A 26,137-nucleotide genomic window follows, 5' to 3' on the forward strand; every position below is an offset into this window, starting at 1 on the left:
ACGGGGCGGTCAGGCCGCGGCGACGATGTTCACGATCTTGCCGGGGACCACGATGACCTTGCGCACGGTCTGGCCCTCCAGGCTCTTGGCGACCGAGGGCTCGGCCAGCGCCATGCGCTCGGCCTCGGCACGGTCGACGTTGACCGGCACCTCGATGGTGCCGCGCAGCTTGCCGTTGACCTGCACCGCAAGGGTCACCGCGTCGCGTACCAGTGCCGCCGGGTCTGCCCGGGGGAACGGCACGTCCTCCAGCAATGCCTCCGGGTGTCCCAGCGCCTGCCACAGCGCGTGGCTGACATGCGGGGTCACCGGGTTGAGCAGCAGCACCATCGACGCCAGGACCTCGTGTCGGACAGCGCGCCCGGCGTCGGTCATGTCGTCGAACCGGGCCACGTGGTTGAGCAGTTCCATCAGCGCGGCAATCGCCGTGTTGAAGCTGTGGCGGCGACCGTAGTCGTCGCCGACCTTCTGGATCGTCTCGTGCAGCTGGCGACGCAGCGTCTTCTGCGCGGGCGTCAGGGCCGTGCCGGAGTCCAGCAGGTGGGCGACGTCCGGATGGTCGGCTTGTGACACGTGCGTGGTGACTTCGCGCCAGAAGCGGCGCAGGAACCGCGCCATGCCATCGACGCCCGATTCGTTCCACTCCAGCGATTGCTCGGGGGGCGCGGCGAACATCGAGAACAGGCGCACGGTGTCGGCGCCGTACTTGCCGATCATGACCTGCGGGTCGACGCCGTTGTTCTTGGACTTGGACATCTTCTCGATGCCGCCCACCACCACCGGACGGCCATCGGCGCGCAGCGTGGCACCGGTGATCCTGCCGCGCTCATCCCGCACCACCTCGACATCGGACGGGTTGATCCAGTCCTTGGAGCCGTCGTCGTTGTCGCGGTAGAACGTCTCGGCGATCACCATGCCCTGGGTGAGGAGGTTGCGCGCCGGCTCGTCGCTGCCTACCAGCCCCTGGTCACGCAGGAGCTTGTGGTAGAAGCGGAAGTACAGCAGGTGCATGATCGCGTGCTCGATCCCACCGATGTACTGGTCCACCGGCAGCCAGTGGTCGGCGCGCGCATCGACCTGGGTCGCCGCGCCCGGCGAGGTGTAGCGCGCGTAGTACCAGCTCGACTCCATGAAGGTGTCGAACGTGTCGGTCTCGCGCTCGGCCGCCGCCCCGCAGGTGGGGCACGTGGTCCTGCGCCATTCCGGGTCGGCCTTGATCGGCGAGCCGGTGCCCATGAACTCGACGTCCTCGGGCAGCACCACCGGAAGCTGGTCCTCGGGCACCGGCACCGCACCGCAGCTGTCGCAATAGATAACCGGGATCGGGCAGCCCCAGTAGCGCTGGCGGCTCACGCCCCAGTCGCGCAGGCGGAAGTTGACCCGGCGCGCGCCGCGACCTTCGGCCTCCAGGCGCGAGGCGATGGCATCGAACGCCTCCGCCGATTCCATCCCGTCCCACTCGCCGGAGTTGACCAGCCAGCCGCGCTCGGTATGCGCGCCCACCTCGTCGACCTCGCGGGCATAGTCCTTCACCACCTGCACCGCCGCGGCGGTGTCGTAGGCGTCGATGGACGGCCCTCCGCCCAGGGCCGCGGCCATCGCGTCGGTGTGCCGGGCGACGTCGCGACCGATCTCGGCCAGCGCATCGCGCACCGGTTCGGGCATTACCACCACCTTGACCGGCAGGTTGTGGTTCTTGGCGAACTCCCAGTCACGCTGGTCGTGGCCGGGCACGGCCATCACCGCGCCGGTGCCGTAGTTCATCAGCACGAAGTTGGCGACGTACACGGGCAGTTCTTCGCCGCTGAGCGGGTGCACGGCGCGCAGGCCGGTGAACATGCCGCGCTTCTCCTGGGTTTCCAGTTCCGCCTCCGACACGCCGCCCTGCCGCAGCCCGGCGATGAAGCCGGCCAGCTCCGGATTGTCGCGGGCCGCGTGCGCGGCGAGCGGATGCTCGGCGGCGATGGACACGCAGGTCACGCCCATCAGCGTGTCCGGGCGGGTGGTGTAGACGCTCACCGAATCCACCGGGCGGCCCTCGCCGTCGACGACGTCGAAACGGATGTCGAGCCCTTCGGAGCGGCCGATCCAGTTGCGCTGCATGGTCTTGACCGACTCGGGCCATCCCTCCAGCGTGTCCAGCCCGTCGAGCAGCTCCTGCGCGTAGTCGGTGATCTTCAGGAACCACTGAGGGATCTCGCGCTTTTCCACGACTGCGCCGGTGCGCCACCCGCGTCCGTCGATGACCTGCTCGTTGGCCAGCACCGTCTGGTCCACCGGGTCCCAGTTCACCACCGAATTCTTGCGGTACGCCAGGCCCTGCTTCATCAGCCGCACGAACATGCGCTGCTCGTGCACGTAATAGTCCGGCGTGCAGGTGGCGAACTCGCGCGACCAGTCGATCGCGTAGCCCATCGCCTTGAGCTGCTGCTTCATGTGGGCGATGTTGGCGTAGGTCCACTTGGCCGGCGCCGTCCGGTGCTTGATCGCGGCGTTCTCGGCCGGCAGGCCGAACGCGTCCCAGCCCATCGGCTGCAGCACGTTGTGGCCGGTCATGCGCTTGTAGCGGCTGATCACGTCGCTGATCGTGTAGTTGCGCACATGCCCCATGTGCAGCGCCCCGGAGGGGTACGGCAGCATCGACAGGCAGTAGTACTTCGGCTTGTCCGAAGCCTCGTCCACCTCGAACGCGCGGGTACCGTCCCAGAAGCGCTGGGCGGCTGCCTCCACGGCGGAAGGGTCGAACGTGGAGGCGGGGGTCTGGGACTCGTTTGAGGCGTGGTTGGACACGGTCGGCGCAGCGGGGGGAAAGACCGGGAAGCCTACCGCAGCGCCCCATGGGCCGCCACGCGAAAAAAGGCCCGGGCGAACCCGGGCCTTCCCTGCTTACAGCCTTGTGAACGGTTGGCCGATCAGTCCTCGGCGCTCTGGTAGTGCGCCAGGTAACGCCCTGCCGCCACCGCGTAGGCAGCACGGGTCACGCCCTTGGTCGGGTCGAAGTACGCGTGCAACGTGGGCTGCAGGTCGAACGGACCCTGGCTGACCGCGAAGCGCGCGTTGATCAGGCCCAGGTCCAGCGCCAGCTGCACGTAGCCGCGGAGGCTGGCCGGGATCGAACCTGCATCGGCCACCGGGACCCGTTGCCCCATGTAGAACGCGGTCAGCTCGCCCTGGAAGCCCTGCGCCTGCTCCTGCAACGCAAGGCTCTGCACCAGCGAGTACGCCAGGCTGACCCGGGTGACGCCGTCGTCGGGGCGGAACTGCCCCGCCATCAGGCCCATCACGCCTTCCTGGGTCTGGCCCAGGTCACGCAGGGCGGCGCCACGTGCCACCACGGACTCGGCGAACGGATAGTCGGCGCTGGTTTCGGACAGGTCGCTGAAGCTGGGGCGGCGGTCCAGCGGGAGGTGCTGGCGGATGCTGGTGCCCATCACCAGGTACTGGGCCATCTCCCGCCGCTTAAGGATTGCGTCGGGACGGAAGCGGCGGTCCGAGCCACCGTCCACCAACCGGTTGGCAACCGCGAACTCGATTGCCTGGCGGGCCGGATGGCGGGCGACGTCGCCCATCCCGGTGTAGCCGCCGCTGTTGAGGAAGCTCACCTCGCCCTCCACGGTGCCGGGGGCGCCGTACCCGTTGGTCACCTTCGCCGGGTCCAGCGCGACACCGGACACCGAGCCGATGCCGCGCACGGTCACGCTCCAGGTACCGACCTTGCCTGGCGCGCCAGTGCTCACCGTGGAGCCCAGCACCGGCAGCGATATCGCCGACCCGTAGCGGATGCCGTCCGGGTCGGTCAGCACCAGCGCCAGCGTGTTGTCGCCGATCGTGGCGCGCGCATTGACGAAGGCGACCTCGGGACCGACCTCGAAGGTGTACTCGCCCACGGTACCCACCGGCGCGAAGTCCACCGAGAATGGCTGCGGAGCCGACCCCGGCGCAAGCAGCGCATTGGCGTTGAACTCGCGCAGGCCATTGACGGTCATGCCGTAGTCGTCGCGCATGCCGGCGGACTCGGCGACCGCGGCGTAGGCGTTGAGATGGCCCATGCCCGCTTCCCACGGCAGCCGGCCGGTCATGTTGGTGGACGTGCGCTCGAGGATGTCCTTGACCTGCTGCGGGGTCAGGTTGGGGTTGGCCTCCAGCATCAGCGCGACCACGCCCGACACATGCGGCGTCGCCATCGAGGTGCCGCTGGAATGGGTGTAGTACGGCACGTGCGCCGGCGCCAGGTTGGCGGTGTCCTGCTCGGACGCCAGCAGCGGCAACGCGCCCGTCAGCGCACGGGTCGACACGATGTCCACGCCGGTGGCCACCACCGTCGGCTCGTTGATGTAGGTCCACTGGCGCCCGTCGGGCATGGTGAAGTCGCCGACCTCGCCGCGCTTGCCGCGCGAGGAGAACCCGGTCAGCACGCCGTCCTTCTCGCCCGCGCCGACCGAGATCACCCACGGTGCCTGGGCGTACGGGTTGTGGGTGTCCTCGCCCGACCCGTCGTTGCCGGCGGCGAACACACTGACGATGCCGCGCTTGTACAGCTCGTAGGTCGCGACGTTGACCGGGTTGAGCGGCTCGAACTTGCCGCTGCTGCCCCAGGAATTGCTGGTGACGCGGATCGGCGCATCGAAGCTGAACTGGTTCGTCGCCGCGTAGTCGAGCCCGCCCACCGCATCCAGGATCAGCAATACGCCGCCGGAGCCGTAACCGACCATGCTGGCGCCCGGGGCGACGCCGCGGTACAGGCCGTTGGACGCCGCGCCCGTGCCACCGATCGTGCCGGCGCAATGGGTGCCATGGCCCGAGCCGGTGTCGGTGTTGGGCTGGCCTTCCACGTAGGTGATCGGCAGCATCGAGTCGATCGCGGCCAGGTTGGTCACCGCCTGGACGTTCTCCACAACGTTGCGGCCCAGCTTCAGGTCCGCATGGGTGGCGTCCACGCCCGAATCGTTGACCACCACGCCCACGCCAGCGCCGCTGAAGGGAATTGCCCGGCCGTAGTCGCCCGGGTTCTGCACGGCCCGGGCGGCGCCGGATATCTCACGCTGCTCCTTATTGAAGTAGCGAAGCGGCGCATTGAAGTAGATGGAGGCGACGTCGTCGCGCTTGGCCAGCGCGCGGATCTCCGCAGGCGTTGCCAGCGCGCCGGCGATCGGAAGGGTGCGCATGACCACGCCCTTGTCGATGCCCAGCGTCTTGAGCGCGGCCACCTGCCCGGCACTGACCGGGGTGGACTGCTCGTAGCTGATGACGACCTGCAGCTGGTCGGTGGCCTGGGCGGCCTGCATCCGGGCGAGCAGCTGGGGATCGAGCTGCGCTTCGGCCAGCGCGATTCCGCTGGCCATGAGGCCGGCGGCGATGGCGCAGACACGGAATGTCCGGGACTTCACGACAGGGGGGGAATGACGGACGGGCATGGTGGGCTCCGGGAATGTTCCGCTCGGGTCTGGCGGCGTGCTTCCGTTCTCCCATTGCGGCGCCCCGGCGGCCATCCGGCATTGCCTCCAGCGGGCCTGGTGGAAATCCCCCACGTCCCGCTCCACCCGCGGTTGACGCGACATTCACCCGCCCTGACGTAATTCGAACCGGGCGCGCCGCCTGGGTGGAACTCCCTACTGACACCCGCGCGCTGCGCCGCTAGGCTCCATCCAGGGAGCTCAAGCCACTTGCCCCACGACGAAGCAGGACGCGTCGAATGGAGGGGTCGACCTGAACAAGATGCCTGGCGCAGCGCGCCGCGGAGGACACATGGGGATGCTCGTGAAGAATTGGCTGCTGGTATCGACCCTGTTGCTGGCGCCGGTCCTTGCCTCCGCGCAACCGATCCCGGTCCAGGTCAACGTCAGCGGCGACACCGCCACCATCGACGTTGGTGGCGTTGGCCAATCACTCGCCGACATCACCCTGACCTTTGACGACGCCAGCGGGCTGACCGCCGCCAGCCTGGGAGTCAGCGCCCAGCTGGTCAGCCTCACCGACCCGCAGTTGCTGGCACGGCTGCCTTCCGTTGACACGTCCCTGGACGGTGCGCTCCCGCTGCTGGTCACCATCGAGCCACCGGCGCTGGGCGGGCTCAGCTTTGATCGCACGGTCCGCGTGGACCTCCACACCCATGCGCTGGTCTACACCGTCGGCAGCTCCTATCGGCTGTTCAAGGCTCCGCTGGGCGGCGCCTTCCGCGACATCACCGATGAAATCGCACCCGGCAGCGTGAGGGCGCGCGGCACCACGGGCGGCTTCTCGCAATTCCTGGTGCTCGCCGACGTGCGCGAGACGGGTAGCGTGGTCCAGCAGAAGTTCGACTGGCTGCGTGCACGCATCGATGCCGCCCCGGCAACCGAGCGCCCCCCTTTGCTGGCTCAGCTGGATGCCGCGGAGGACGCGGTGGCCATCGAGGACTATGCCGCCGCGATGGCTTCGCTCGACGCGATCCGCGCCCATGCCGCCGCGCGCGCGGGCAAGGGCCTGCAGGACCAGTGGCGGGCGACGCGCGACGCCGACAACGAGGCCGGCGAGATCATTTCCGGTGCCGCCACGCTGAAGTTCAGCATCGCCTACCTGCGCGACTTCGGTCAGTAGGCGCGCGCCAACGGGCGAGTCGCCGCACGGCCGGGCCGTCCCGGCCGCCGAGCCGCACGCTACTATGGTGCGATGCAGGCGCGACTGATCGCCTATCCGCCCGACCAGGCAGCCGTCATCCGGACACTTGAACCGGACGGCGTGCTGCGCGTCGGGCGCGAGGCTGCCAACGAGCTGGTCCTGGACCACCCCTCGGTCTCGCGGCGGCATGCCCGGATCGAGGGCAACAACGGTGCCTGGCGGCTGCACGACGAGGGCAGCAAGAACGGGTCGTTCGTTGACGGCATGTCGATCTCCTCCGGCGCCCTCTCGCAGGCCTGCTGGCTGCGGTTCGGCGACGTGTACTGCGAGTTCACCCCCTTCGACGACGCGCTCGCCGGCGCCGAAGCATCGGCCCGGGTCGCCCGTCGGGCCGCCGCCACTGCGCACACCGTCCGCATCGGCAAGCTCACCGACCTCGGCGCCCTGCTCGATGCCAGCGTGAGCGCAGTGATGGACCTGGCGCAGTGCGGGCGTGGCTTCGCATTGATGCAGGAGGAAGGCGGTGGCTTCTCGGTGCGGTCGAGCCTCTCATTGGACCCCACCGGCATGGCCTCTAGCACGTTTGCCGGCAGCGTCGGCGCGGTACGCCGCGCGATCGACCGGCGCCGGCCGGTCATCGTCAACGATGTGCCCGGCGAGGCGTGGCTGTCCTCCCGCGCATCGGTGTCGAGCGCAGGCCTGAGCACACTGGTGTGCCTGCCCCTGCTGGACGGGGACCGGGTGCTGGGGGTGATCTACGCCGACCGGGTGGGCCCGGGCCCGGCCATCACCACGCTGGACCTGGAGTTGCTGGAAGCCTTCGCCGAGAACGCCGCCCTGTGGATCGCCGCGCGGCGCGCCAGCGACCTGCTGGAGGCACGCCACGCGCTCCCTTGGCAGTCGATCGTCGCCGCGCACGAGGACCCCTGATGGCCGCCGGCTCCACCGGGGACGATGGGGCCGCCACCGCGACCGGCCTGCACGCGCAGGTTGACCTGGCCCCCGGCACGGTACTGGCCGGTCGCTACCGGCTGGAATCGATGCTGGGCCTGGGCGGGATGGGCGTGGTCTACCGCGCCACCGACCTGACCCTGGACGTGCCGGTCGCGCTGAAGCTGCTGCGCCCGGAACTGGCCCAGCGGTCCGGTGCCTTCGACAGGTTCCGCGAGGAACTGCTGCTCGCGCGCCAGGTGTCGAGTCCGCGCGTGGTGCGCATCCACGACCTCGCCCAGCACGATGAGCGCTGGCTGATCAGCATGGACTTCATCGACGGGTGCTCGCTGGAGGAAAAGCTCGAGACCACCGGCGCAATGGCCGTCGACGAAGCCCTCGCCATCACCCGGCAACTCGCCGAAGGCCTGGCGGCGGCGCACGACAAGGGCGTGGTACACCGCGACCTGAAGCCGGCCAACGTCCTGCTGGACCCGCAAGGCAACGCCTACATCACCGATTTCGGCGTCGCCCGCTCGCTGGCCAGCAGCGGGCTCACACAGACGGGCACGCTGGTGGGCACGCCCGACTACCTGTCGCCGGAACAGGCGCGCGGGGCCCGGCTGGATGCACGCAGCGACCTCTACGCCCTGGGGCTGATCCTCTACGAAATGCTCGCCGGTGAACCCGCGTTCTCGGGCGGCACGCTGGCCGAGTCGCTGGCGCAACGCATCGTCAGGCCACCTGCCTCGATCACCTCGCGCCGCAAGGACGTCCCGGCATGGGTCGTGCGGCTGCTTGGGCGGCTCCTTCGGCCGCGGCCGTCGCAGCGCTTGCAGCGGGCGCAGGACGTCATCGCCGCGATCGACTCCCGCAGGCTGCCGCGCGAATTCCGCCCGCGACGGAGCTGGGCCTGGGGCCTGGCAGCCGCGCTGGCCCTGGCTGCCGGTACGGGCGCCTGGTGGGTGCTGCGGCCGGCGGCCCCGCCGGTGGTCGAGAACGTGCGGCCGCTGCAGCGGGTGCTGGTCCTGCCCCTCGCCCCGGCGACGGATCTGCCTCCCCCGCAACGGCTGGTCCTGGACGACAGCCTGCTGGGCACGCTGGCGTCCCTGCCGGGCGTAGCCGTGGTCGACGGCGAACGCGCGCGCCAGGCGATCCGGCAACTGGACCCTGCCGGTGCCGGCCAGCCGGATATCGACGCCCTGCGTGCCACCGCCGCCGCCGGCCGCGTATTGGAGGTCGATCTGCGCACGACCAACGGCCTTTGGCAGGCCGACGCCCGACTGCACGGCGAGACGGCCCCGCCGCGTCGGCTGGCAGGCCCGTCGTCCGCGACCCCGACAGCCGCCCTGCAGGGCTGGCTGGCGCAACCCGCGGTGCGTGATGCGCTGGGCTGGGCGGGCGCCGTGCCGCGGCTGCCGGATACCCCGGAGGCGGTCGCGCACGAGCTCGGATCGGGCCTGCTGCTGCGCCAGCAGGGCAAGCTGGCTGAAGCGCTCGCGGCGTTCGAACGAGCCGCTGCAATCGATGGCCAGCCCCGGGCGTGGCTGGCCGTGGCCGAGACGGCCGGGGCCGTCGGCGAGATCGATACCGCCCTGGATGCACTGGACAATGCCCAGCGTGGGGCCGACGCCCTGCCGGGGCCCGAACGGCAACGCCTGGTCGCCGAGCGCGCCCTGCTCGAGGGCGACGGCGAGTTGGCGGTGGCCCAATGGACGGCACTGCGGGAGGCCACGCCCGACGATACCTACGCGCAGCTCCAGCAGGGGCGCGCCCAAGGCGCGGCGGGCGATTTCGCCGCGGCGGTGTCCACCCTGGAGGCGCTCAGCCAGCGCGACCCGAACGACCCGCGCGCATGGTTCGAACTGGGCAAGTTCACCCTGCTCAGCGGCGACGCGCAGCGAGCGGTCGATGACCACCTGGTCCGCGCGCTGGTGCTGTACAAGCGCAGCCGCAACACTTACGGCGAGGCCGAGACGGTCAACGCGCTTGGAATCGGCTATGGCCGGCTGGGCCAGACCGCCGACGCCATCGAGCAGTACCGCAAGGCGGTGGAACTGCGAAGCATGGTCGGCAATCGCCGAGGCGTCGCCACCAGCCTGCGCAACCTTGGCAACGTTCTGGCACTGACCGGACGGTTCGACAAGGCGGCCGCGCACCTCGAGCAGGCCCGCACCCTGTACACCGCGTTGGGCGATCGCGAGGGCCTGGCAGCGGTCGACAACGAGATCGGCCTGCTATCGGAGGAGCGCGGCGACTACCCGTCGGCGCTGGAAGCGTACCAACGCGCCCTGCGTGGTTGGCAGGCGGCCGGCGATGCGCACGGGAGCGCGCAGGCGTTCAACAACATCGGCTTCGCCCATTACCAGTTGGGCGCCTACAACGACGCCCAGGTGTACTGGCAGCAGGCGGCCGAGGCATACGCCGCGCTCGGGTCGGAGACCGGCTCGGTGCGCACCGCACAGAACCTCGGGCTGCTGGCGATGGCGCGCGGCGACTGGCAGCAGGCCCGGCAGCGCCTGGAGGATTCGCTGGCGCAGGCCGAGCGGCAGCAGATGCCCGAGGAGGCAGCCGTCAGCCGGCGCAATCTCGCCGATCTTGAGCTGATGCAGGGGAACGTGGCGGCAGCCCTGGCACAGCTGGAGCCCGCCGAAGCGCTGTTCCGCCAACGCCAGGACCAGCGCGGCATGGCCGATGTGGCCCTGCTGCGCGTGCAGGCCCTGCTGGCGGCGCATGCCGATGACCAGGCGCGCGCGGCACTGGATGGCCTGCAACCGCAGTTGGAGTCCGCCGCCAGCGAACAGCGCGCGATAGCCGGCATGCTGGAGTCGGACCTGCTGGCCCGGGAGGGCCGCACCCGCGAGGCCGCGGCCGTATTGAGGCAGGCGTCGCAACTGGCGATCGCGTCGGGCGTTCGCCACCTGCAGTTGCAGATCGCACTGCGTGAGGCGCGCTTGGGCGCACGTCGCAACGCCGACGCCGGCCTGGACGGGGCAACCACGGCACTGGGCCATGCGGGTTTGCGGCTGGCGTGGCTGGAATGGCAGATGGAACAGGCTCTCGCACGCGAGGATGCGTCCGCGGCACGGGCCGCCTATCGCGAAGCGACCGGGTTGCTGCGCGCAGGGGACTATCAGCGCGCCTGGCAACTGCACCGCCTCGGCGCGCTCGCCCATGCCCAGGGCGGGGAGGCCGCTGCCGCCCAGCGTGCCTCGGCGCGGGCCGACACGGCACATGCCGAAGCGGTCAAGGCCCTGCCCCCCGGGATGCGCGAGGGCTTCCTCCTCGACACCCGTGCCACCGGACCCATGCCCCCGGAGCCGACACCGTGAGCCGCCGCCCCCCGACCCCCTCCGACCTCCCGCTCGAGGCCCTGCGCGACCAGTACCAGCGGCTGTTGCAAAGACTCGAAGCGAACGAACGCGAGTTCCGGCGTCTGGGTCGTTCGGTGCTGCGGGTGCAGGAGGACGAGCGCCGCCGCCTTGCGCGCGAACTGCATGACGGCCTGGGCCAGAACCTGACCGCACTCAAGCACCGGCTTGCGCGGATCGGCGACGGGCTCACGCCGGCTCAGGCGGCGCTGCGCGACCAACTGGACGCGGCAATCGCACTGTGCGGGGACACGCTGGAGGACACCCGTGAGCTTTCGCGGCTGCTCCGCCCGCCTATCCTCGACGACCTCGGGCTGGATCCGGCGCTGCATTGGCTCGCGCGCACGGTCGGGGAGTCGTCCGGACTCGCCATCGCGGTCGAGGTCGAGGCCTTGCCCGTGCTGGAAGGCGACGTTGAAACGCTGATGTTCCGCATCGCCCAGGAGGCGCTGCACAACATCGTCCGCCACGCCGACGCCCGCAACGTGCTGGTTCGGGTGGTCGCACGCGGTGGCCTGCTGCAGTTGCAGGTGGTCGACGATGGCCGGGGTTGCGATCCGGAAATCGCCCAGGCGTCCGGCGGCAGCGGCCTGGGTGGCATGCGCGAGCGCCTGCGGCTGCACGAGGGGCACCTGCAGCTCCACGCCTCGCCCGGCAACGGCACCCGCCTGCGCGCGGTGGTGCCGCTGGAGAACCCGCCCGGCACCGCATCGAGCGCGGCCCCCGCTTGACGCTGCCGGTGGCGTCGCTCAGCTTAGGGCGATGGGGATCATCCGGGTACTGATTGCCGACGACCACACGCTGGTTCGCGAGAGCCTGGTCGGGCTGCTGCAGTCCGACCCGGAGGTGCAGGTGGTGGCGCAAGCCGCCGATGGCCTGCAGGCGTTGGATCGGGCCCTGGCCACGCGTCCCGACGTCGTGGTCACCGACCTGGCAATGCCCGGTCTCAACGGGGTGGAAGTGGTCCGCCGGTTGTGCGAGTCACTGCCCGGCGCGCGCGTGCTGGTGCTGACCATGCACCAGGAGGACGAGTACGTGCTGCAGGCCGTCCGCGCGGGGGCGTCGGGCTACCTGGTCAAGGACAGCGCCGCCGCCGAGCTGCTGGCCGCCGTCCACAGCCTGCATGCCGGCCGCGGCCATTTCGGACCGCAGGCGTCGCGTGCACTTGCCGAACAGCTGCAGAACCCCGACCGCGTGGTCGACGACCCCTACGGCCGGCTCACCGCCCGCGAGCGGGAAGTGTTCCACCTGATGGCCGAAGGGCTGACCACGAAGGAAATCGCCCGCAAGCTGGACATCAGCGCCAAGACCGCGGAGAACCACCGCGCCCGCGTGCTGGCCAAGCTGGACGTGCGCAACACGGCCGAGCTGGTCCGGTATGCACTGCGCCGCGGACTTCTGGACTAGGCATGCGTGGCGTTCGTCCGTTACGCGCCCGCCCCGGCGCAGGGCCCCGTAGTATTCTCGCGCTTCCCTTGTCCGGAGGCACCGCATGAGAGCTCCAAGGCCTGTACGCAGCCTGCGCTGGATGGCAGGGGTCCTATTCATTGCGACCGGCCTCGCCGCGTGTGCGGGCGGCCCGGTAAAGCGGGTGTCCGAGCCCTCGGCAAGGATCCAGCAGCTGGCCGTGCAAGCCGATGGCCGCTGGTCGCTGCAACTCCGGATCGAGAACTTCAGCAGCATGCCGATGCGCTTCGAGTCGGTGGACCTGGGTCTGACCGTGGCCGATGCGGACGCCGGACGCGTGCAGGCTACGCCCGGGCTTTCCATCGGCCCGGAATCCGCCGATGTGGTGACCGTCATGCTCGCCCCGCCGGCGGCAGCCAAGCTCGCCGTCGCCGACGCGCTGTCGGCGGGTCGCAGCGTGGATTACCGGCTGAGCGGGCGCATCGTCGCGGCACCGGAGGAGAGGGGGTCGCGCGATTTCGAAGTCGAGCGCCGCAGCGCGCTGAGCCCCGCGCCGGGGTTGCCCGGCGTTCTTCGCTGACGCATGGCGCAGTCGGAAACGGCAACCCTGCGTTCGCAGTCCGCCGTCGCCAGCGCGTAAACCCTGCACGACCCTCCGCTCGGGACCTCGCTCCGGGCGCCGTCCCTGCCTCTTGTTGCAGATCAAACTGGATCCGACCATGAGCCGATACAAAGCCCCCCTCGCCGACATGCGCTTCGCCCTGTTCGATGTCCTGGGGGCCGAAGCGGCGTTCGAACGGATGGGCTTCGCGGATGCCACGCGGGACGTGCTTGATGCGGTGCTGGAGGAAGGGGCACGTTTCAACGAAACGGTGCTGGCACCGCTCAATGCGGTGGGCGACCGCGAGGGTTGCAGCCTCGACGTGGCAACCGGCGAGGTCACCACGCCGACTGGCTTCCGGCAAGCCTATGCGCAGTACGTCGAAGGCGGATGGTCGGGACTCACCGCCCCCGGGGAGTTCGGCGGCCAGGGCCTGCCGCACGCCGCCGGCGTTCCGCTGAAGGAGATGATCGACGCGGCCAACCTTGCGTGGGGCAACTTCCCGCTGCTCTCGCATGGCGCCACCGAGGCACTGCTCCACCACGGCGAGCCCTGGCAGCAGGAGCGCTTCCTCAAGCCGCTGGTGGACGGTCGCTGGACCGGCACGATGTGCCTGACCGAGCCCCACTGCGGCACCGACCTGGGCCTGTTGCGGACCCGGGCCGAGCCCCTCGGCGACGATCGCTACGCCGTCAGCGGCACGAAGATCTTCATCACCGCCGGCGAGCACGATTTCACCGACAACATCCTGCACCTGGTGCTGGCCCGGCTGCCCGACGCGCCCGCCGGCAGCAAGGGCATTTCGCTGTTCATCGTGCCCAAGGTCCGGGTCAACGGGGACGGGTCACTGGGCGAACGCAACGCGGTGCGGTGCGGCAGCCTCGAGCACAAGATGGGCATCCACGGGTCCGCGACCTGCGTGCTCAACTTCGATGGCGCCGAAGGGTTCCTCGTCGGCCAGCCGCACAAGGGCCTGATGGCCATGTTCACAATGATGAACACGGCTCGCCTTGCGGTCGGACTGCAGGGGCTCGGGCTCTCGGACCGCGCCTACCAGAACGCCCTGCTTTACTCGCGCGAGCGCTTGCAGATGCGTTCGCTGTCGGGCCCCAAGTTCCCCGACAAGCCCGCCGACCCGATCATCGTGCACCCCGACGTGCGGCGCATGCTGCTGACCTGCAAGGCGCTGGTCGAAGGCGGCCGGGCCATGGGTTACCACGCTGCGCTGCAGGTCGACCTGGCCCACCACGCCGGCGATGCGGCAGAACGCGCGCAGGCCGATGCCCTGCTGGGTTTCATGACGCCGATCGTCAAGGCCTGCCTGACCGAGTGGGGGGTGGAGTGCACCTACCACGCGCTGCAGTGCTTCGGCGGCCACGGCTACATCGCCGAGCACGGCATGGAGCAGTTGGCACGCGATGCCCGCATCACCACCCTGTACGAGGGCACCACCGGCATCCAGGCACTGGACCTGCTGGGCCGCAAGGTCCTGCAACAGCAGGGTGCGGGGTTGAAGGTCATGCTCGACATGATCGAAGCCTTCTGCGAGACACCGGACCTGCCCGCGCCCGCGCAGGCGTTCGTCGCACCGCTTCGGGCCAAGCGGGCCGAGTGGCAGCAGCTCACGTTGCGCATCGGCCAGCGTGCGGCCGCCGACGCCGAAGAGATCGGCGCCGCCGCCCACGACTACCTGATGTACTCGGGCTACGTCTGCCTGGCCTACTGGTGGGCGCGATCGGTGGCCGTCGCCGAGGCGTCCGACCGGCCCGCGACGTTCAAGGCCGCCAAGCGGGAGACCGCGCGTTTCTACTTCCGCCGGATCCTCCCGCGCACCCTTGCACACGCGGCCGCGATCGACGCCGGGGCCGACACGCTGATGTCGCTGGAGGCCGAAGCGTTCGACTGATCCGGACCACGGCGGCAACGCTATCCAAACGGCCCGCGAACCGGTATAAGCTGGTGCCCCGATGGAGACCGACAGAGCGAAGCTGCGCTTGGTCCAGGCGGGGAATTCCACCGATCTCGATCGGCAGGTCCCGGCACCTGCCCGTTTCGACGCGCGCTCCGCACCCCAGCCCCCGTTCCACCTTCCCATCGAGCGGCTCAACCGGGTGCGCCTGCTGTCGCTCGACGCCCACGGGCGTGCGCTCAGCTGGATGCATTGGCAGGATGCCGCGTGCCTGTACGCGCGTGGCGCGGTGGCCTGGACGCTGGGCGACCCCTGCCTGACCATCCATGGTGGCACCTCGCGCCTGAGCGGCGAGCGCAGCGTGCTCGACCTGCACCCGATCGTCGCTGCCCGCGGCCATGCACGTTCGCACGCGTTGGACCCCACGCCGGCGCTGACCAATCTGGCGCTTTTCGCGCGCGATGGGCACCTGTGCATGTACTGCGGCCACGGGTTCCACCGGCCCCAGCTCACCCGCGACCACGTCAAGCCGGTGTCCAAGGGGGGCCGCGACGTGTGGGAGAACGTGGTGGCCGCCTGTTTCAGCTGCAATTCCCGCAAGGGCAACCGCACCCCCCAGCAAGCCGGAATGCCGCTGCTCGCCGTGCCCTACCGCCCCAGCTGGATCGAACACCTGATCCTCTCCAACCGCAACATCCTGGCCGACCAGATGGCGTTCCTGCGCGCGCAACTGCCCCGCAACGCGCGCTCCACGGGCTGACGGGCGAGCCGGGGGCGATGTGGCCCCCCGCCGTGCCCGCCCACGTCACCCTGCGACGCGATGCGTGCGTTGACGCGCGCGGGCCGCTCCGCAACACTCCGGGGCCACTGCTACGACCGGAATGCCCCAAGATGCCCCTGACCCTCGGCCTGACCGGCATGGACGCGGCCACCGAAATCGCGATCAAAGCGGCCTTCGCCGACGCCAACACCCGCCTCGGCAAACAGTGGTCGCTGGTGCCTGACAGCCAGGCCGAGTACGTGATTGTCGACATGGACAGCATGTACGGCCCGATGAGTTGGCTGCGCCTGCATGCCGCCGGAAAGACCGTGATCGGCCTCACCAGTGCCCCACGCACCCAGGCGGACTTCCTGCTGCCCCAGCCGGTGGATTCCGAGGGCGTGGCCGCGCTGTTGCAGGAACTGGCGGCCGCCACGGGCGAGTCCCTGGACCTGGTCGCCGTGGATATCCCGATGTCGACGCGGGCTGATACCCCGTCGCCGGCGGGAATGACGCCAGCGCCGGTGCCGCAGGACCCCCTGCCCGGCGAGGTGGTGGACCAGGACGAAGAGGCTTCGGACCCGGACCAGCCTGCAGTCCCGGCACCTTCGGCGGTCGCACCCCCGGTCAATGTCGCCCCACCCGAGCCGGTGCCGCTGGTGGACGAGGGACCCGACAGCCTGCTGGGGTGGTTGACGTCGCCGCGCCTGAAGGGCCGCGTGCGGCTGGCCCACGGCGACGTGCCGTTGCTGATCGACGCCGATGCACGCACCTACCACGGGCCGGCCCTGCTCAAGCCCTTGGCCGACCATTTCCAGCGCAAGGTCGAAGACGCCGACCTGGAAACAATCGATGCCGCTGCCTGGGCCGCCGCCAGCGCAGCTGCCGGCGACGCCCAGCCACTGAACCGGCTGGTGTGGTTCGGCGCCCTCGTGTCCGGGGGCGGCAAGCTGGCGGGGGGGTTCCCGCCGGACACGCGGTTCCAGATGCTCAAGTGGCCCCAGACCGAGCGCGAGTACCCCAAGCACTTCCGCATCGCCACGGTGATGATGAAGGGCCCGGCCACGGTCGTCGACATCGCCCAGGCCAGCGGTGTACCCGAACCTGATGTCACCGATTTCGTGAACGCGAACCTGGCCACCGGATTCGCCGACATCGAGCGACCACCGGAGCCGGAACCGGACGCCACGCGGTCGTCGGGGCTGTTCGGACGCCTGCGCGGCCGCTGAACCCCGCATCGCACCGCCCGACCCTCGCCTTGCCCGTGCCCGCCGCGGGCAGGACAATGGCGGACTGTCGCCGGTCCCCCACGTGATGATCGATCCGCTCCGCTACCCGCGCCTTTCGCGAATCCAGGTGCCTGAAGACCTGCGCGAGTTCCCCGAAGGGGAACTGCGCGAGATTGCCGACGAGCTGCGCGCCTACCTGATCGAACAGGTCGCCAAGGTCGGCGGCCACTTCGGCGCGGGGCTGGGTGTGATCGAGCTCACTGTCGCCCTGCACTGGCTGTACCAGACCCCGGTCGACCGCCTGGTCTGGGACGTGGGCCACCAGACCTACCCGCACAAGATCCTGACCGGCCGCCGAGACAGCATCCACACGGTGAAGCAGAAGGACGGCGTGGCGCCGTTCCCCAAGCGCGAGGAGTCCGAGTACGACACCTTCGGCGTCGGCCATTCCTCCACTTCGATCTCGGCCGCGCTGGGCATGGCCATCGCCCTTCAGCAGGCCGATGACGATCGCAAGGTGGTGGCGGTGATCGGCGATGGCGCGATGACCGCAGGCATGGCGTTCGAGGCCCTGAACCACGCTGGCGGCATGGGCGAGGACCCGGGTACGGAGGAGCCGAACCTGCTGGTGATCCTCAACGACAACCAGATGTCGATCTCCGAAAACGTCGGCGGATTGACCCGGATGCTCGGGCGGTTGACCGGCAGCCGGACGCTCAACGCCCTGCGCGAAGGCGGCAAGAAGCTGCTGGGCGACAAGCGCCGGCCCGCGGCGAAATTCGTGCGCCGCTGGGAAGAGCACTGGAAGGGAATGTTCGTGCCCTCGACGTTCTTCGAGGAGGTCGGCTTCCACTACACCGGGCCGATCGACGGCCACGACATGGGCGCGCTGATGGGCGCACTGAAGACGCTGAAGGACCTCAAGGGCCCGCAGCTGCTCCACATCATCACCACCAAGGGCAAGGGGTACGAACTGGCCGAAGGCGACCAGATCGGGTACCACGCGGTGAGCCCCTTCGACCCGGTGCAGGGCCTGGTGAGCACCGCCGCCGCCAAGAAGCCCAGCTATACCGATGTGTTCGGAGAGTGGATCTGCGACATGGCCGCCGCCGACCCGAAGCTGCTGGGCATCACCCCGGCCATGCGCGAAGGCTCGGGCCTGGTGCGTTTCTCGAGGGAGTATCCGAAGCGCTACTTCGACGTCGCGATCGCCGAGCAGCACGCGGTGACACTGGCTGCCGGCATGGCGTGCGAGGGCGCCAAGCCGGTGTGCGCGATCTACTCGACGTTCCTGCAGCGCGGCTACGACCAGCTCGTGCACGACGTCGCGATCCAGGAACTGGACGTGCTGTTCGCGATCGACCGCGGCGGCGTGGTCGGCCCCGACGGTGCAACCCATGCCGGCAACCTCGACCTGTCCTACCTGCGTTGCGTGCCGAACATGGTGGTGATGACCCCCGCCGACGAGGACGAGTGCCGCAGGATGCTGAGCACCGGCCATCATTTCCGGGGACCGGCGGCGGTGCGCTACCCGCGCGGCAGCGGCCCCGGTGTCCCGGTGCAGGCGACGCTGGACACGCTCCCGGTCGGACGCGCCCAGGTTCGCCGGCGTGGCGAGCGCGTTGCATTGCTCGCCTTCGGCGCAGTGACGGCGGCAGCCGAGGAGGTGGGCGGCGAACTCGGCCTCACCGTGGTCAACATGCGCTTCGTCAAACCGCTCGACCGCGCCCTCCTGCTGGAACTGGCCGCCTCCCACGAGGGCTTCGTCACCCTCGAGGACAACGTCGTCGCCGGCGGCGCAGGCAGCGGCGTGACCGAACTGCTCGCGGCCGAGGGCGTAGTGATGCCGGTGGTCCACCTCGGCCTGCCCGATGCGTTCCAGCACCACGCCAGCCGCGAGCAACTGCTGGCCGACGCGGGGTTGGACGTCGCCGGAATCAGGGCTGCCGTACTCCGGCGCTGGCCGGACCTGGCGGCCGACCCGGCCCGGCCGGCGACCGCGGGGGCCTCGCGCCGGGCTTGACCCAATGGCCCGTGGACGCCACCCGCGCGATGCGGGCAGCACCCATGGGATCGGTCATTCCGGCGAGCTATCCCGCGACACCTGGGAACCGGTACCCGCTTCGTCCCTTGGCGACGTATCTTCCGAAAGCCCGACCTCGTCGCTGGCGTCGGGCGCGAGTACGGTGAATCCGCGCCGTTCCAGCGCCGCCAGGTAGCCGTCCCCGCCCAGTACCTGGCGCATCGGCAGCATCGCCAGGCTGACCGCATGTTCGGCCAAGGCCTTCTGGGCGGCTTGCAGCCAGGTATCGCGCATCCTGGCCTCCATGTCGGCATACCCAAGGGATCGGCCCAGTTCACTCTGGAGCACGGTCGTCAGGCAGCTGGAGAGGGGATTGCCCTGCGGCAGGCGCCGCAATTCCGCCAGGTCCCCGACCGCCCAGGCATTGGCGCGGGCCACCAGCATCGGCAGCTCGTTTTCCAACCGGTCCACTGTGCGCTCCAGGCATGCGACGTCATCCAGATCGGCCCCGTTGAAGCGTTTCAACAATTCGCGCGGGGCCTCAACTTTGGTCTCGAGCACCACCCGGACCTGCTCCACGCCGGAGCGCTTGGCCGCCGCCGCGATCACGGGCGCGACCACCTCGCCGTCCAGACCCAGCCGCTCCATCGCCTTTCGTTCCAGCTTCTCGGCCGCGAACATCGGCCGCCAACGTTCGATGCCGGGCTCCCAACCCAGGTAGCGGTCCTTCTGGACCTCCCATCGGGCATGCAGCGTCGCGGGCAGGACATCGGCCAGTTCGGCCCGGTCGGGATTGCGCCGTGCCCGTAATGCGGCCGGCAGCAGGCTCAGGCCCTTGAAGACACCCACGTCCGAGTTGACTGCCCACACGGGGGCCTGCAACACCGCGTCGGCCTGGGCGATCACCTGCTCGACTTCGGTCGAACGCCATTCCATCTCGCGGGGCAGCGGCGCCACCAGCCCCAGGACCCACATGACGTGGCCGCCACGCGACACCTTCCACAGGGCCGGTCCAGGCTGCACCCCGGACACCACCAACGGCGCGAGGTCGCGGATCGGATCTGCAGGGCCCACCGTCGCCGGGGCGCCGGTGGCAGATGACGAGACGGGATCGACCGGGTCCCCGGCCTGGGCGGCACCCGGCATGGGCACCGCGGATGCAATCAGCAGGACGGCCATCGCCGCGGCAACAGAACAACGCATCGCGAACTCCTTTTCGTAACGGGGGCGCACCCTGCATGGGTGCGAGCGTCCGACCACGCGGCGCGGGGCGAGTTCCCGCCCGTTCGACACAAAAAAGCCCGGCCAGGGCCGGGCTTTCGTCGATGCTGCACCAAGTTGGTCGGGACGGCCGGATTTGAACCGACGACCACCTGTCCCCCAGACAGGTGCGCTACCAGGCTGCGCTACGCCCCGATGACTACTTGGACCGCCTCGCGGCGGCCGCAGAGTATAGCCGTTTGGCCTCAGCGGCGCAGCAGCTGCAGGACTTCCTCCAGCTCCATCCGCACCTGCTTGATGATCTGCGAGCTGAGCGCGGATTCGTCCTTGCCGGCTTCGCCTTCCAGCCGCAGGCGGGCCCCGCCGATGGTATAGCCCTGCTCGTACAGCAGCCCGCGGATCTGTCGCACCATCAGCACCTCGTGGCGCTGGTAGTAGCGGCGGTTGCCACGGCGCTTGACCGGGTTGAGGCTGGGGAACTCGGTTTCCCAATAGCGCAGTACGTGCGGCTTGACGTCGCACAGCTCGCTGACCTCGCCGATGGTGAAGTAGCGCTTGGCCGGGATCGGCGGGAGCTCGCGGTTGCTGCCGGGGTCAAGCACGGGCGTCTCCGCTGTAGGCCTCGACCCGCTCCTTGAGCTTCTGCCCTGGACGGAACGTCACCACGGTCCGCGCGGAGATCGGGATCTCCTCGCCGGTCTTGGGGTTGCGGCCCGGGCGCTGGTTCTTGCGCCGCAGGTCGAAGTTGCCGAAGCCCGAGAGCTTGACCTGTCGGCCCTGCTCGAGCGACTCGCGCAAGGCGTCGAAGAACGCATCGACGAATTCCTTGGCTTCGCGCTTGTTGAGCCCGACCTCGTCGAACAGACGTTCGGCCATCTCGGCTTTGGTCAATGCCATCTTCAATCTCGAACGGTTCGGCGTGCGGAAGATGCGCGCGCCGTGGTCCCCTATCCCCGGATCTTCGCCGCGTGGTCACGGCTGAGCGCCGCCACCACCCGGGCCACGACGTCTTCCACGTCGCGGTCGGTCAGGGTGCGCGAATCCTCCTGCAGAATCAAGCCCATAGCGAGACTCTTGCAACCTGTTTCCACACCCTTGCCCTGATAGCGGTCAAACAGCACGAGATCCCGCAGCGACGGGCCCGCGGCCTGCCGGATCGCACCTTCCAGCAGCGTCCAGGGCACGTCCTGCGCGACGACGAACGCGAGGTCCCGGCGGACGGACGGATAGCGCGAAGTGGCGCTGGCAACAGGTAACGCGCGGCGCTGCAGCGGACGCAGGTCCACTTCGAAGGCCACCACGTCCACGTCCAGTTCCAGCGCGCGCTGCAGGCGCGGATGCAGCTGGCCGATCCAGCCGATGAGCCCGGCGCCCTCCCCATCGATCCGGTACACATCGGCCGAGCGCCCCGGGTGTCCCCAGGCCTGGCTCGAGGGTCGGAACTCCAGCTCGGCGCCCGTGGCCGCGGCAAGGCTCTCCAGGTCGCCCTTGAGGTCATGGAACCCGACCGGTGCGGCGGGTCTGCCCCATTGCTCGGGGGCGACCTCGCCACATGCGACCGCAGCCAGGCGCTGGGTCTGGTCCGGAGACCCGCCCACGGCGCCACCCTGGAACACGTGGCCCAGTTCGAACAGCCGCACGCGCGGTTGCTGGCGCGCGGCGTTGCGGCCCAGTGCGCCCACCAGCCCCGGCAGCAACGCCGTGCGCATCACCGCCAGCTCGGCGCTGAGCGGATTGGCCAGCGTCACCGCGCCATCGGCAAGACCCCATGCGTCGAGCAGGTCGGCCTCGACAAAGGCGTAGTTGATCGCCTCCAGGTAGCCACGGCTCGCCATCTGGCGCCGCAACGTGGCCTCGTCGACCATCCCCTCGCCAGGAGCGACCAGCGCCGACGCGCCGGCCGGCAGCGTGGTGGGCACGGCGTCGTAGCCGTGGATGCGCGCGATCTCCTCGATCAGGTCTTCCTCGATCGCGATGTCGAAGCGGCGGCTGGGCGGCGTGACCTGCCATCCCTCGCCGATGGTCTCGACGTCCAGACCCAGAGCCCCGAGGATGCGCTCGACCTCGCCGTCGGCCACCTCCAGCCCCAGCACCCGGGCCAGGCGGGCGCGACGCAGGCTGATGGCCGTCGGCTGCGACAGCGCCGCGGCCACCGTCGCCTCGACGACCGGGCCCGGCGCGCCGCCGGCAATGTCCAGCAACAGGCGGGTTGCGTACTCGATCGCGGTGCGCGGCAGTTCCGGGTCGACGCCGCGCTCGAAACGATGCCCGGCCTCGGTGTGCAGGCCCAGCTTGCGGCCCCGGCCGATGATGGCGGCGGGCGCGAAGTGCGCCGACTCCAGGAACACGTTGCGGGTGGCGTCGGTCACGCGCGTGTCCAGCCCCCCCATCAGGCCCGCCAGTGCCACGGCGCGATCGGCGTCGGTGATGACGAGGAAGCCGTCGTCCACCGCGACCTCTCGGCCATCAAGCAACGCCAGCTTCTCGCCCGCGCGAGCCTTGCGCACGCCCACCGGCCCCTGCAGCAGGTCCCGATCGAAGGCGTGCATCGGCTGGCCCAGCTCCAGCATCACGTACTGGGTGATGTCCACCAGCAACGACACCGGCCGCACGCCGCTGCGGCGCAGCCGCTCGGCCATCCACAACGGCGTCGGCACCGACGCATCAACGCCTTCGACCACGCGACCGCAATAACGCGGCGCATCGGCACCGGCATTCAGTTCGACCGGCAACCGGGCATCGGACGTCGCCGGCACGGGCGCGACGTCCATCGCCGCGACCTCCGCATTGGAAGCGGCGGCCACGTCGAAGGCGATGCCGCGCACGCCGAAGCAGTCGGCGCGGTTGGGGGTCAGCTTGATCTCGATGCTCGCGTCGGGCAGCCCCAGCGCCTCGGCCAGAGGCTGGCCGACGCGTGCGTCGGACGGCAGCTCCATCAGCCCGGAGGCATCGGCGTCGACCGCCAGTTCCTTGCCCGAGCACAGCATCCCGGCCGATTCGACGCCTCGCAGACGGGCCGCCTTGATCGCCATGCCGCCGGGCAGCACCGCCCCGACCATGGCCAACGGCGCCTTGAGCCCCGCGCGCGCGTTGGGCGCGCCGCACACGATCTGCACCGTGCCCGCGCCGGTATCGACCTGGCACACCTGCAAGCGGTCGGCTTCGGGGTGTTTTTCCGCGGAGACGATCTGCGCCACCACGACGCTGTCAAGCGAGTCGCCCAGCGCGGTGACCTCCTCGACCTCCAGACCTATCGCGGTCAGGGTGGCGACGAGTTCATCGCGCGTGGCGGTGGTGGGCACATGCTGGCGCAGCCAGTTTTCGGAAAACTTCATCGCGGGTCATCCAGGCGCGAGGGGCTCGACCCTCCCTTCAACGGGAGGGGAAGCAGGGAGCTAGGCGAACTGACGCAGGAACCGAACGTCGTTGTCGAAGAAGCTGCGCAGGTCATCGACCCCGTAGCGCAGCATCGCGAAGCGCTCGACACCCAGCCCGAAGGCGTAACCGGTGTAACGCTCGGGATCGATGCCGACGTTGCGCAGCACGTTGGGGTGGACCATGCCGCAGCCCAGCACCTCCAGCCAGCGGGTCGATCCATCCGCTTGCTGCCAGGCGATGTCGACCTCCGCCGATGGCTCGGTGAAGGGGAAATAGCTCGGGCGGAAGCGCATCTGGAAGTCGCGCTCGAAGAACGCACGGACGAACTCGGCCAGCGTGCCCTTGAGGTCGGCAAAGCTGGCGTGCTCGTCGACCAGCAGGCCCTCGACCTGGTGGAACATCGGCGTGTGGGTCTGGTCACTGTCGCTTCGATAGACCTTGCCGGCGGCGATCATGCGCAGCGGCGGCTTGCCGCCGCGTGCGAGCAGGTCCTGCATGTAGCGCACCTGCACGCCCGAGGTGTGCGTGCGCAGCAGGCGGCCATCATCGAAGTAGAACGTGTCGTGCATCGCCCGCGCCGGGTGGTGCGGGGGGAAGTTGAGGGCTTCGAAGTTGTGCCAGTCGTCCTCGATCTCCGGCCCGTCCGCCAACTCGAAGCCCAGCCGGCCGAAGATGTCGGCGATGCGCTCCAGCGTGCGGCTGACAGGGTGCAGGCCACCGCGCTCCGCATCGATCCCGGGCAGCGTCACGTCGATGGTTTCCGACGCCAGTCGCGCGTCGAGCGCCGCATCGTCCAGGGCGCCCTTGCGTTCGGCCAGGGCACTGCCCAGCGCGTCGCGCGCCTTGTTGATGGCTTCGCCTGCGGCCTTGCGCTGGTCGGCAGGCAAAGACCCCAACTGCTTGAGCTGGGCGGTGACGGAGCCGGCCTTGCCCAGCAGTGCCACGCGCAAGCCCTCGATCGCCTGCGGCGAGTCGGCCGCAGCGATGTCGGCAAGGGCCCGGGCGGTCAGGTTCTCGATATCACTCATGCGCGGATTCCTGTCACAGGCGCAATGCCAATGCTTCTGTAGGAGCGGCCTCAGCGGCAAGCGCGTGACCGCTCGCGCGACCTCATATCCAAGCGCGGCTCAGGGCGCTCCCACCGACCCCTGTTGCAAAACGAAACATGGGGAAGGACTTGCGCCCTTCCCCATGCGTGTACCCCGGTTGTCCGACCGCGCGCACCGGGACCCGGTGCCACGCGACGCGACACCTTACGCTGCGAGCGCGCCCTTGGCCTTCTCGGTCAGCGCGGCAAAACCCGTCGCGTCGTGCACGGCGATGTCGGCCAGCACCTTGCGGTCCAGGGTGATGCCGGCCTTCAGCAGGCCGTTCATGAAGCGGCTGTAGCTGATGCCGTTGGCGCGGGATGCCGCGTTGATGCGGGCGATCCACAGCGAACGGAAATTGCGCTTCTTCTGCTTGCGGCCGATGTAGGCGTACTGCAGGGCCTTCGTCACCGCCTGCTTGGCGACGCGGAAGACCTTGCGGCGGGCGTGGTAGTAGCCCTTGGCCTGCTTCAGGATTTTCTTGTGGCGGCGACGCGCCTGTACACCACGTTTAACTCGTGCCATTGCTCAGTCTCCTCACAAATAGGGAAGCATGCGGTCCAGACGGCCCGCGTCCTCGGCACGAACATGGTTCGTCTGCCGGAGGTTGCGCTTCCGCTTGGTCGCCTTCTTGGTGAGGATGTGGCTCCGGTTGGCGTGGCCGCACTTGTACTTGCCGGAAGCTGTCTTCCGGAAGCGCTTGGCCGCGCCCCGATGGGTCTTGATCTTGGGCATTGCGATGTCCTTTCGGAGATTTCGTCACTGGCGGGGGCGGTGGCGTGGCCACTCTTTCCGTCCTGCCCTGCCGGCTTGTAAGTCGTTGATCCATAAGGCATCAATCGACTGGTCCTGATGGTGCATACAACCAACCCGGCGAACCGGGCCGCGCATTATGGCAGCGGCGCGATTTGCTTGCAAATCATGCGTTTCGGCAAGGGCATGCCGCCGGGCCGCATGGCGGGCAAGACTGACGAAGGCGCCCTTGGGCGCCTCCAGGTCCTGTGCGCCCATACCGCGCGGCACCGTGGGCGGATTGAACCGCTCAGGTCTTCTTCTTGGGCGCGATCATCATGACCATCTGGCGGCCTTCCAGGCGCGGACGGGACTCGATGACGATGTCCTCGCCCAGGTCGGCCTCGATGCGCGCGGCCATTTCGCGGCCCAGCTCCTGGTGGCTCATCTCGCGGCCACGGAAGCGGATGTTGACCTTGATCTTGTCCCCTTCCTCCAGGAAAGCGCGCATCTTGCGCAGCTTGATCTGGTAGTCGCCCTCGTCGGTGACCGGGCGGAACTTGATTTCCTTGATCTCGACCTGCTTCTGCTTCTTCTTGGCCGCGTTGGCCTTCTTCTGCAGGTCGAACATGAACTTGCCGAAGTCCATGACCCGGCAGACCGGTGGGTCGCCATGCGGCTGGATTTCGACCAGGTCCAGCCCGTCTTCCTGGGCGAGCGCCAGCGCTTCGTCGCGCGTCAGCACGCCGACCATCTCGCCATCGCTGCCGATCACGCGCACTCGGGGTACGCGGATCTCCTGGTTCTTGCGGTTCCGCTTGTCGGGGGTACTGATGTTGCAATCTCCGGTGTGGATCGAAACCGGCCGCAATCCGCGGCCGGGCGTGTTCG

The 26,137-nt window shown here is 69.5% G+C and carries 20 protein-coding genes and 1 tRNA gene; 10 read left to right on the forward strand and 11 right to left on the reverse strand.

Annotated elements, in window-relative coordinates; genetic code table 11:
* Positions 1-9 precede the first annotated feature (9 nt).
* On the reverse strand, positions 10-2,790 hold the full coding sequence (leuS, locus tag ACJQWL_RS03840) for a leucine--tRNA ligase (RefSeq protein WP_330967632.1): 2,781 nt from the start codon (positions 2,788-2,790) through the stop codon (positions 10-12).
* A 122-nt stretch (positions 2,791-2,912) separates the two neighbouring features.
* Complete coding sequence (locus ACJQWL_RS03845; RefSeq protein ID WP_411300725.1) at positions 2,913-5,414, reverse strand: S8 family peptidase; 2,502 nt, start codon at positions 5,412-5,414, stop codon at positions 2,913-2,915.
* Between the two features lie 337 nt (positions 5,415-5,751).
* Here ACJQWL_RS03845 and ACJQWL_RS03850 point away from each other — a divergent pair, with 337 nt between their 5' ends.
* The 10 genes from ACJQWL_RS03850 to dxs all read left to right on the forward strand — a co-directional run bounded on the left by ACJQWL_RS03850 (position 5,752) and on the right by dxs (position 18,827).
* On the forward strand, positions 5,752-6,576 hold the full coding sequence (locus ACJQWL_RS03850) for a DUF6689 family protein (protein ID WP_330967630.1): 825 nt from the start codon (positions 5,752-5,754) through the stop codon (positions 6,574-6,576).
* A 72-nt stretch (positions 6,577-6,648) separates the two neighbouring features.
* On the forward strand, positions 6,649-7,527 hold the full coding sequence (locus tag ACJQWL_RS03855) for an FHA domain-containing protein (protein ID WP_330967629.1): 879 nt from the start codon (positions 6,649-6,651) through the stop codon (positions 7,525-7,527).
* Entirely contained in the window at positions 7,527-10,859 is a 3,333-nt protein-coding gene (locus ACJQWL_RS03860; RefSeq protein WP_411300726.1) for a protein kinase domain-containing protein, read from the forward strand. The genes ACJQWL_RS03855 and ACJQWL_RS03860 overlap by 1 nt, the downstream gene beginning before the upstream one ends.
* Positions 10,856-11,629: a sensor histidine kinase gene (locus ACJQWL_RS03865; RefSeq protein WP_330967627.1), complete on the forward strand. Its 774-nt coding sequence runs from the start codon at positions 10,856-10,858 to the stop codon at positions 11,627-11,629. The genes ACJQWL_RS03860 and ACJQWL_RS03865 overlap by 4 nt, the downstream gene beginning before the upstream one ends.
* A 31-nt stretch (positions 11,630-11,660) precedes the next feature.
* The gene (locus tag ACJQWL_RS03870) at positions 11,661-12,305 is read left to right on the forward strand and encodes a response regulator (protein ID WP_330967626.1); all 645 of its coding nucleotides are present in this window, start codon (positions 11,661-11,663) and stop codon (positions 12,303-12,305) included.
* Between the two features lie 85 nt (positions 12,306-12,390).
* Positions 12,391-12,885, forward strand: coding sequence for a hypothetical protein (locus ACJQWL_RS03875; protein ID WP_411300727.1), 495 nt, complete (start codon positions 12,391-12,393; stop codon positions 12,883-12,885).
* Between the two features lie 139 nt (positions 12,886-13,024).
* The gene (locus tag ACJQWL_RS03880; RefSeq protein ID WP_330967624.1) at positions 13,025-14,812 is read left to right on the forward strand and encodes an acyl-CoA dehydrogenase C-terminal domain-containing protein; all 1,788 of its coding nucleotides are present in this window, start codon (positions 13,025-13,027) and stop codon (positions 14,810-14,812) included.
* A 61-nt stretch (positions 14,813-14,873) separates the two neighbouring features.
* Positions 14,874-15,575: an HNH endonuclease gene (locus tag ACJQWL_RS03885; RefSeq protein ID WP_411300728.1), complete on the forward strand. Its 702-nt coding sequence runs from the start codon at positions 14,874-14,876 to the stop codon at positions 15,573-15,575.
* A gap of 131 nt (positions 15,576-15,706) precedes the next feature.
* Positions 15,707-16,804, forward strand: a complete 1,098-nt coding sequence (locus ACJQWL_RS03890) for a hypothetical protein (RefSeq protein ID WP_330967623.1) — start codon at positions 15,707-15,709, stop codon at positions 16,802-16,804.
* Between the two features lie 85 nt (positions 16,805-16,889).
* Positions 16,890-18,827, forward strand: a complete 1,938-nt coding sequence (gene dxs, locus ACJQWL_RS03895) for a 1-deoxy-D-xylulose-5-phosphate synthase (protein WP_330967622.1) — start codon at positions 16,890-16,892, stop codon at positions 18,825-18,827.
* Positions 18,828-18,881: 54 nt separating this feature from the next.
* Here dxs and ACJQWL_RS03900 read toward each other — a convergent pair whose 3' ends face one another.
* The 9 genes from ACJQWL_RS03900 to infC form a co-directional block, all read right to left on the reverse strand.
* Positions 18,882-20,030 (reverse strand): TraB/GumN family protein, encoded by a 1,149-nt coding sequence (locus ACJQWL_RS03900; RefSeq protein WP_411300729.1) that lies wholly within the window; start codon positions 20,028-20,030, stop codon positions 18,882-18,884.
* A 136-nt stretch (positions 20,031-20,166) separates the two neighbouring features.
* Positions 20,167-20,243 (reverse strand) — tRNA-Pro (locus ACJQWL_RS03905).
* 50 nt (positions 20,244-20,293) lie between these two features.
* Positions 20,294-20,650: a MerR family transcriptional regulator gene (locus ACJQWL_RS03910; protein WP_223676046.1), complete on the reverse strand. Its 357-nt coding sequence runs from the start codon at positions 20,648-20,650 to the stop codon at positions 20,294-20,296.
* Positions 20,643-20,945, reverse strand: a complete 303-nt coding sequence (locus ACJQWL_RS03915) for an integration host factor subunit alpha (protein ID WP_330967621.1) — start codon at positions 20,943-20,945, stop codon at positions 20,643-20,645. Before ACJQWL_RS03915 ends, ACJQWL_RS03910 begins: the two co-directional genes overlap by 8 nt.
* Before the next feature lie 50 nt (positions 20,946-20,995).
* Complete coding sequence (pheT, locus tag ACJQWL_RS03920) at positions 20,996-23,383, reverse strand: phenylalanine--tRNA ligase subunit beta (RefSeq protein WP_330967620.1); 2,388 nt, start codon at positions 23,381-23,383, stop codon at positions 20,996-20,998.
* 60 nt (positions 23,384-23,443) lie between these two features.
* Complete coding sequence (gene pheS, locus ACJQWL_RS03925) at positions 23,444-24,454, reverse strand: phenylalanine--tRNA ligase subunit alpha (RefSeq protein WP_330967619.1); 1,011 nt, start codon at positions 24,452-24,454, stop codon at positions 23,444-23,446.
* A 225-nt stretch (positions 24,455-24,679) separates the two neighbouring features.
* Positions 24,680-25,039, reverse strand: coding sequence for a 50S ribosomal protein L20 (gene rplT, locus ACJQWL_RS03930; RefSeq protein WP_330967618.1), 360 nt, complete (start codon positions 25,037-25,039; stop codon positions 24,680-24,682).
* A gap of 12 nt (positions 25,040-25,051) precedes the next feature.
* A complete protein-coding gene (gene rpmI / locus ACJQWL_RS03935) occupies positions 25,052-25,249 on the reverse strand; it encodes a 50S ribosomal protein L35 (protein WP_166295503.1) in 198 nt (65 codons plus the stop codon).
* A gap of 307 nt (positions 25,250-25,556) precedes the next feature.
* Complete coding sequence (gene infC / locus ACJQWL_RS03940) at positions 25,557-26,081, reverse strand: translation initiation factor IF-3 (protein ID WP_411300765.1); 525 nt, start codon at positions 26,079-26,081, stop codon at positions 25,557-25,559.
* Between the last annotated feature and the right edge of the window lie 56 nt (positions 26,082-26,137).

The organism is Novilysobacter viscosus, from assembly GCF_046600715.1.
GTDB lineage: Bacteria > Pseudomonadota > Gammaproteobacteria > Xanthomonadales > Xanthomonadaceae > Lysobacter_C > Lysobacter_C viscosus.

What these genes read in the sequence shown, in the direction of transcription:
- ACJQWL_RS03900 (WP_411300729.1), bottom strand. Translation starts at nt 20,030, where the DNA reads ATGCGTTGTTCTGTTGCCGCGGCGATGGCCGTCCTGCTGATTGCATCC.
- ACJQWL_RS03875 (WP_411300727.1), top strand. Translation starts at nt 12,391, where the DNA reads ATGAGAGCTCCAAGGCCTGTACGCAGCCTGCGCTGGATGGCAGGGGTC.
- ACJQWL_RS03845 (WP_411300725.1), bottom strand. Translation starts at nt 5,414, where the DNA reads ATGCCCGTCCGTCATTCCCCCCCTGTCGTGAAGTCCCGGACATTCCGT.
- rpmI (WP_166295503.1), bottom strand. Translation starts at nt 25,249, where the DNA reads ATGCCCAAGATCAAGACCCATCGGGGCGCGGCCAAGCGCTTCCGGAAG.
- pheT (WP_330967620.1), bottom strand. Translation starts at nt 23,383, where the DNA reads ATGAAGTTTTCCGAAAACTGGCTGCGCCAGCATGTGCCCACCACCGCC.
- ACJQWL_RS03870 (WP_330967626.1), top strand. Translation starts at nt 11,661, where the DNA reads ATGGGGATCATCCGGGTACTGATTGCCGACGACCACACGCTGGTTCGC.
- ACJQWL_RS03855 (WP_330967629.1), top strand. Translation starts at nt 6,649, where the DNA reads ATGCAGGCGCGACTGATCGCCTATCCGCCCGACCAGGCAGCCGTCATC.
- pheS (WP_330967619.1), bottom strand. Translation starts at nt 24,454, where the DNA reads ATGAGTGATATCGAGAACCTGACCGCCCGGGCCCTTGCCGACATCGCT.
- ACJQWL_RS03860 (WP_411300726.1), top strand. Translation starts at nt 7,527, where the DNA reads ATGGCCGCCGGCTCCACCGGGGACGATGGGGCCGCCACCGCGACCGGC.
- ACJQWL_RS03915 (WP_330967621.1), bottom strand. Translation starts at nt 20,945, where the DNA reads ATGGCATTGACCAAAGCCGAGATGGCCGAACGTCTGTTCGACGAGGTC.
- ACJQWL_RS03880 (WP_330967624.1), top strand. Translation starts at nt 13,025, where the DNA reads ATGAGCCGATACAAAGCCCCCCTCGCCGACATGCGCTTCGCCCTGTTC.
- dxs (WP_330967622.1), top strand. Translation starts at nt 16,890, where the DNA reads ATGATCGATCCGCTCCGCTACCCGCGCCTTTCGCGAATCCAGGTGCCT.
- rplT (WP_330967618.1), bottom strand. Translation starts at nt 25,039, where the DNA reads ATGGCACGAGTTAAACGTGGTGTACAGGCGCGTCGCCGCCACAAGAAA.
- ACJQWL_RS03885 (WP_411300728.1), top strand. Translation starts at nt 14,874, where the DNA reads ATGGAGACCGACAGAGCGAAGCTGCGCTTGGTCCAGGCGGGGAATTCC.
- ACJQWL_RS03890 (WP_330967623.1), top strand. Translation starts at nt 15,707, where the DNA reads ATGCCCCTGACCCTCGGCCTGACCGGCATGGACGCGGCCACCGAAATC.
- ACJQWL_RS03850 (WP_330967630.1), top strand. Translation starts at nt 5,752, where the DNA reads ATGCTCGTGAAGAATTGGCTGCTGGTATCGACCCTGTTGCTGGCGCCG.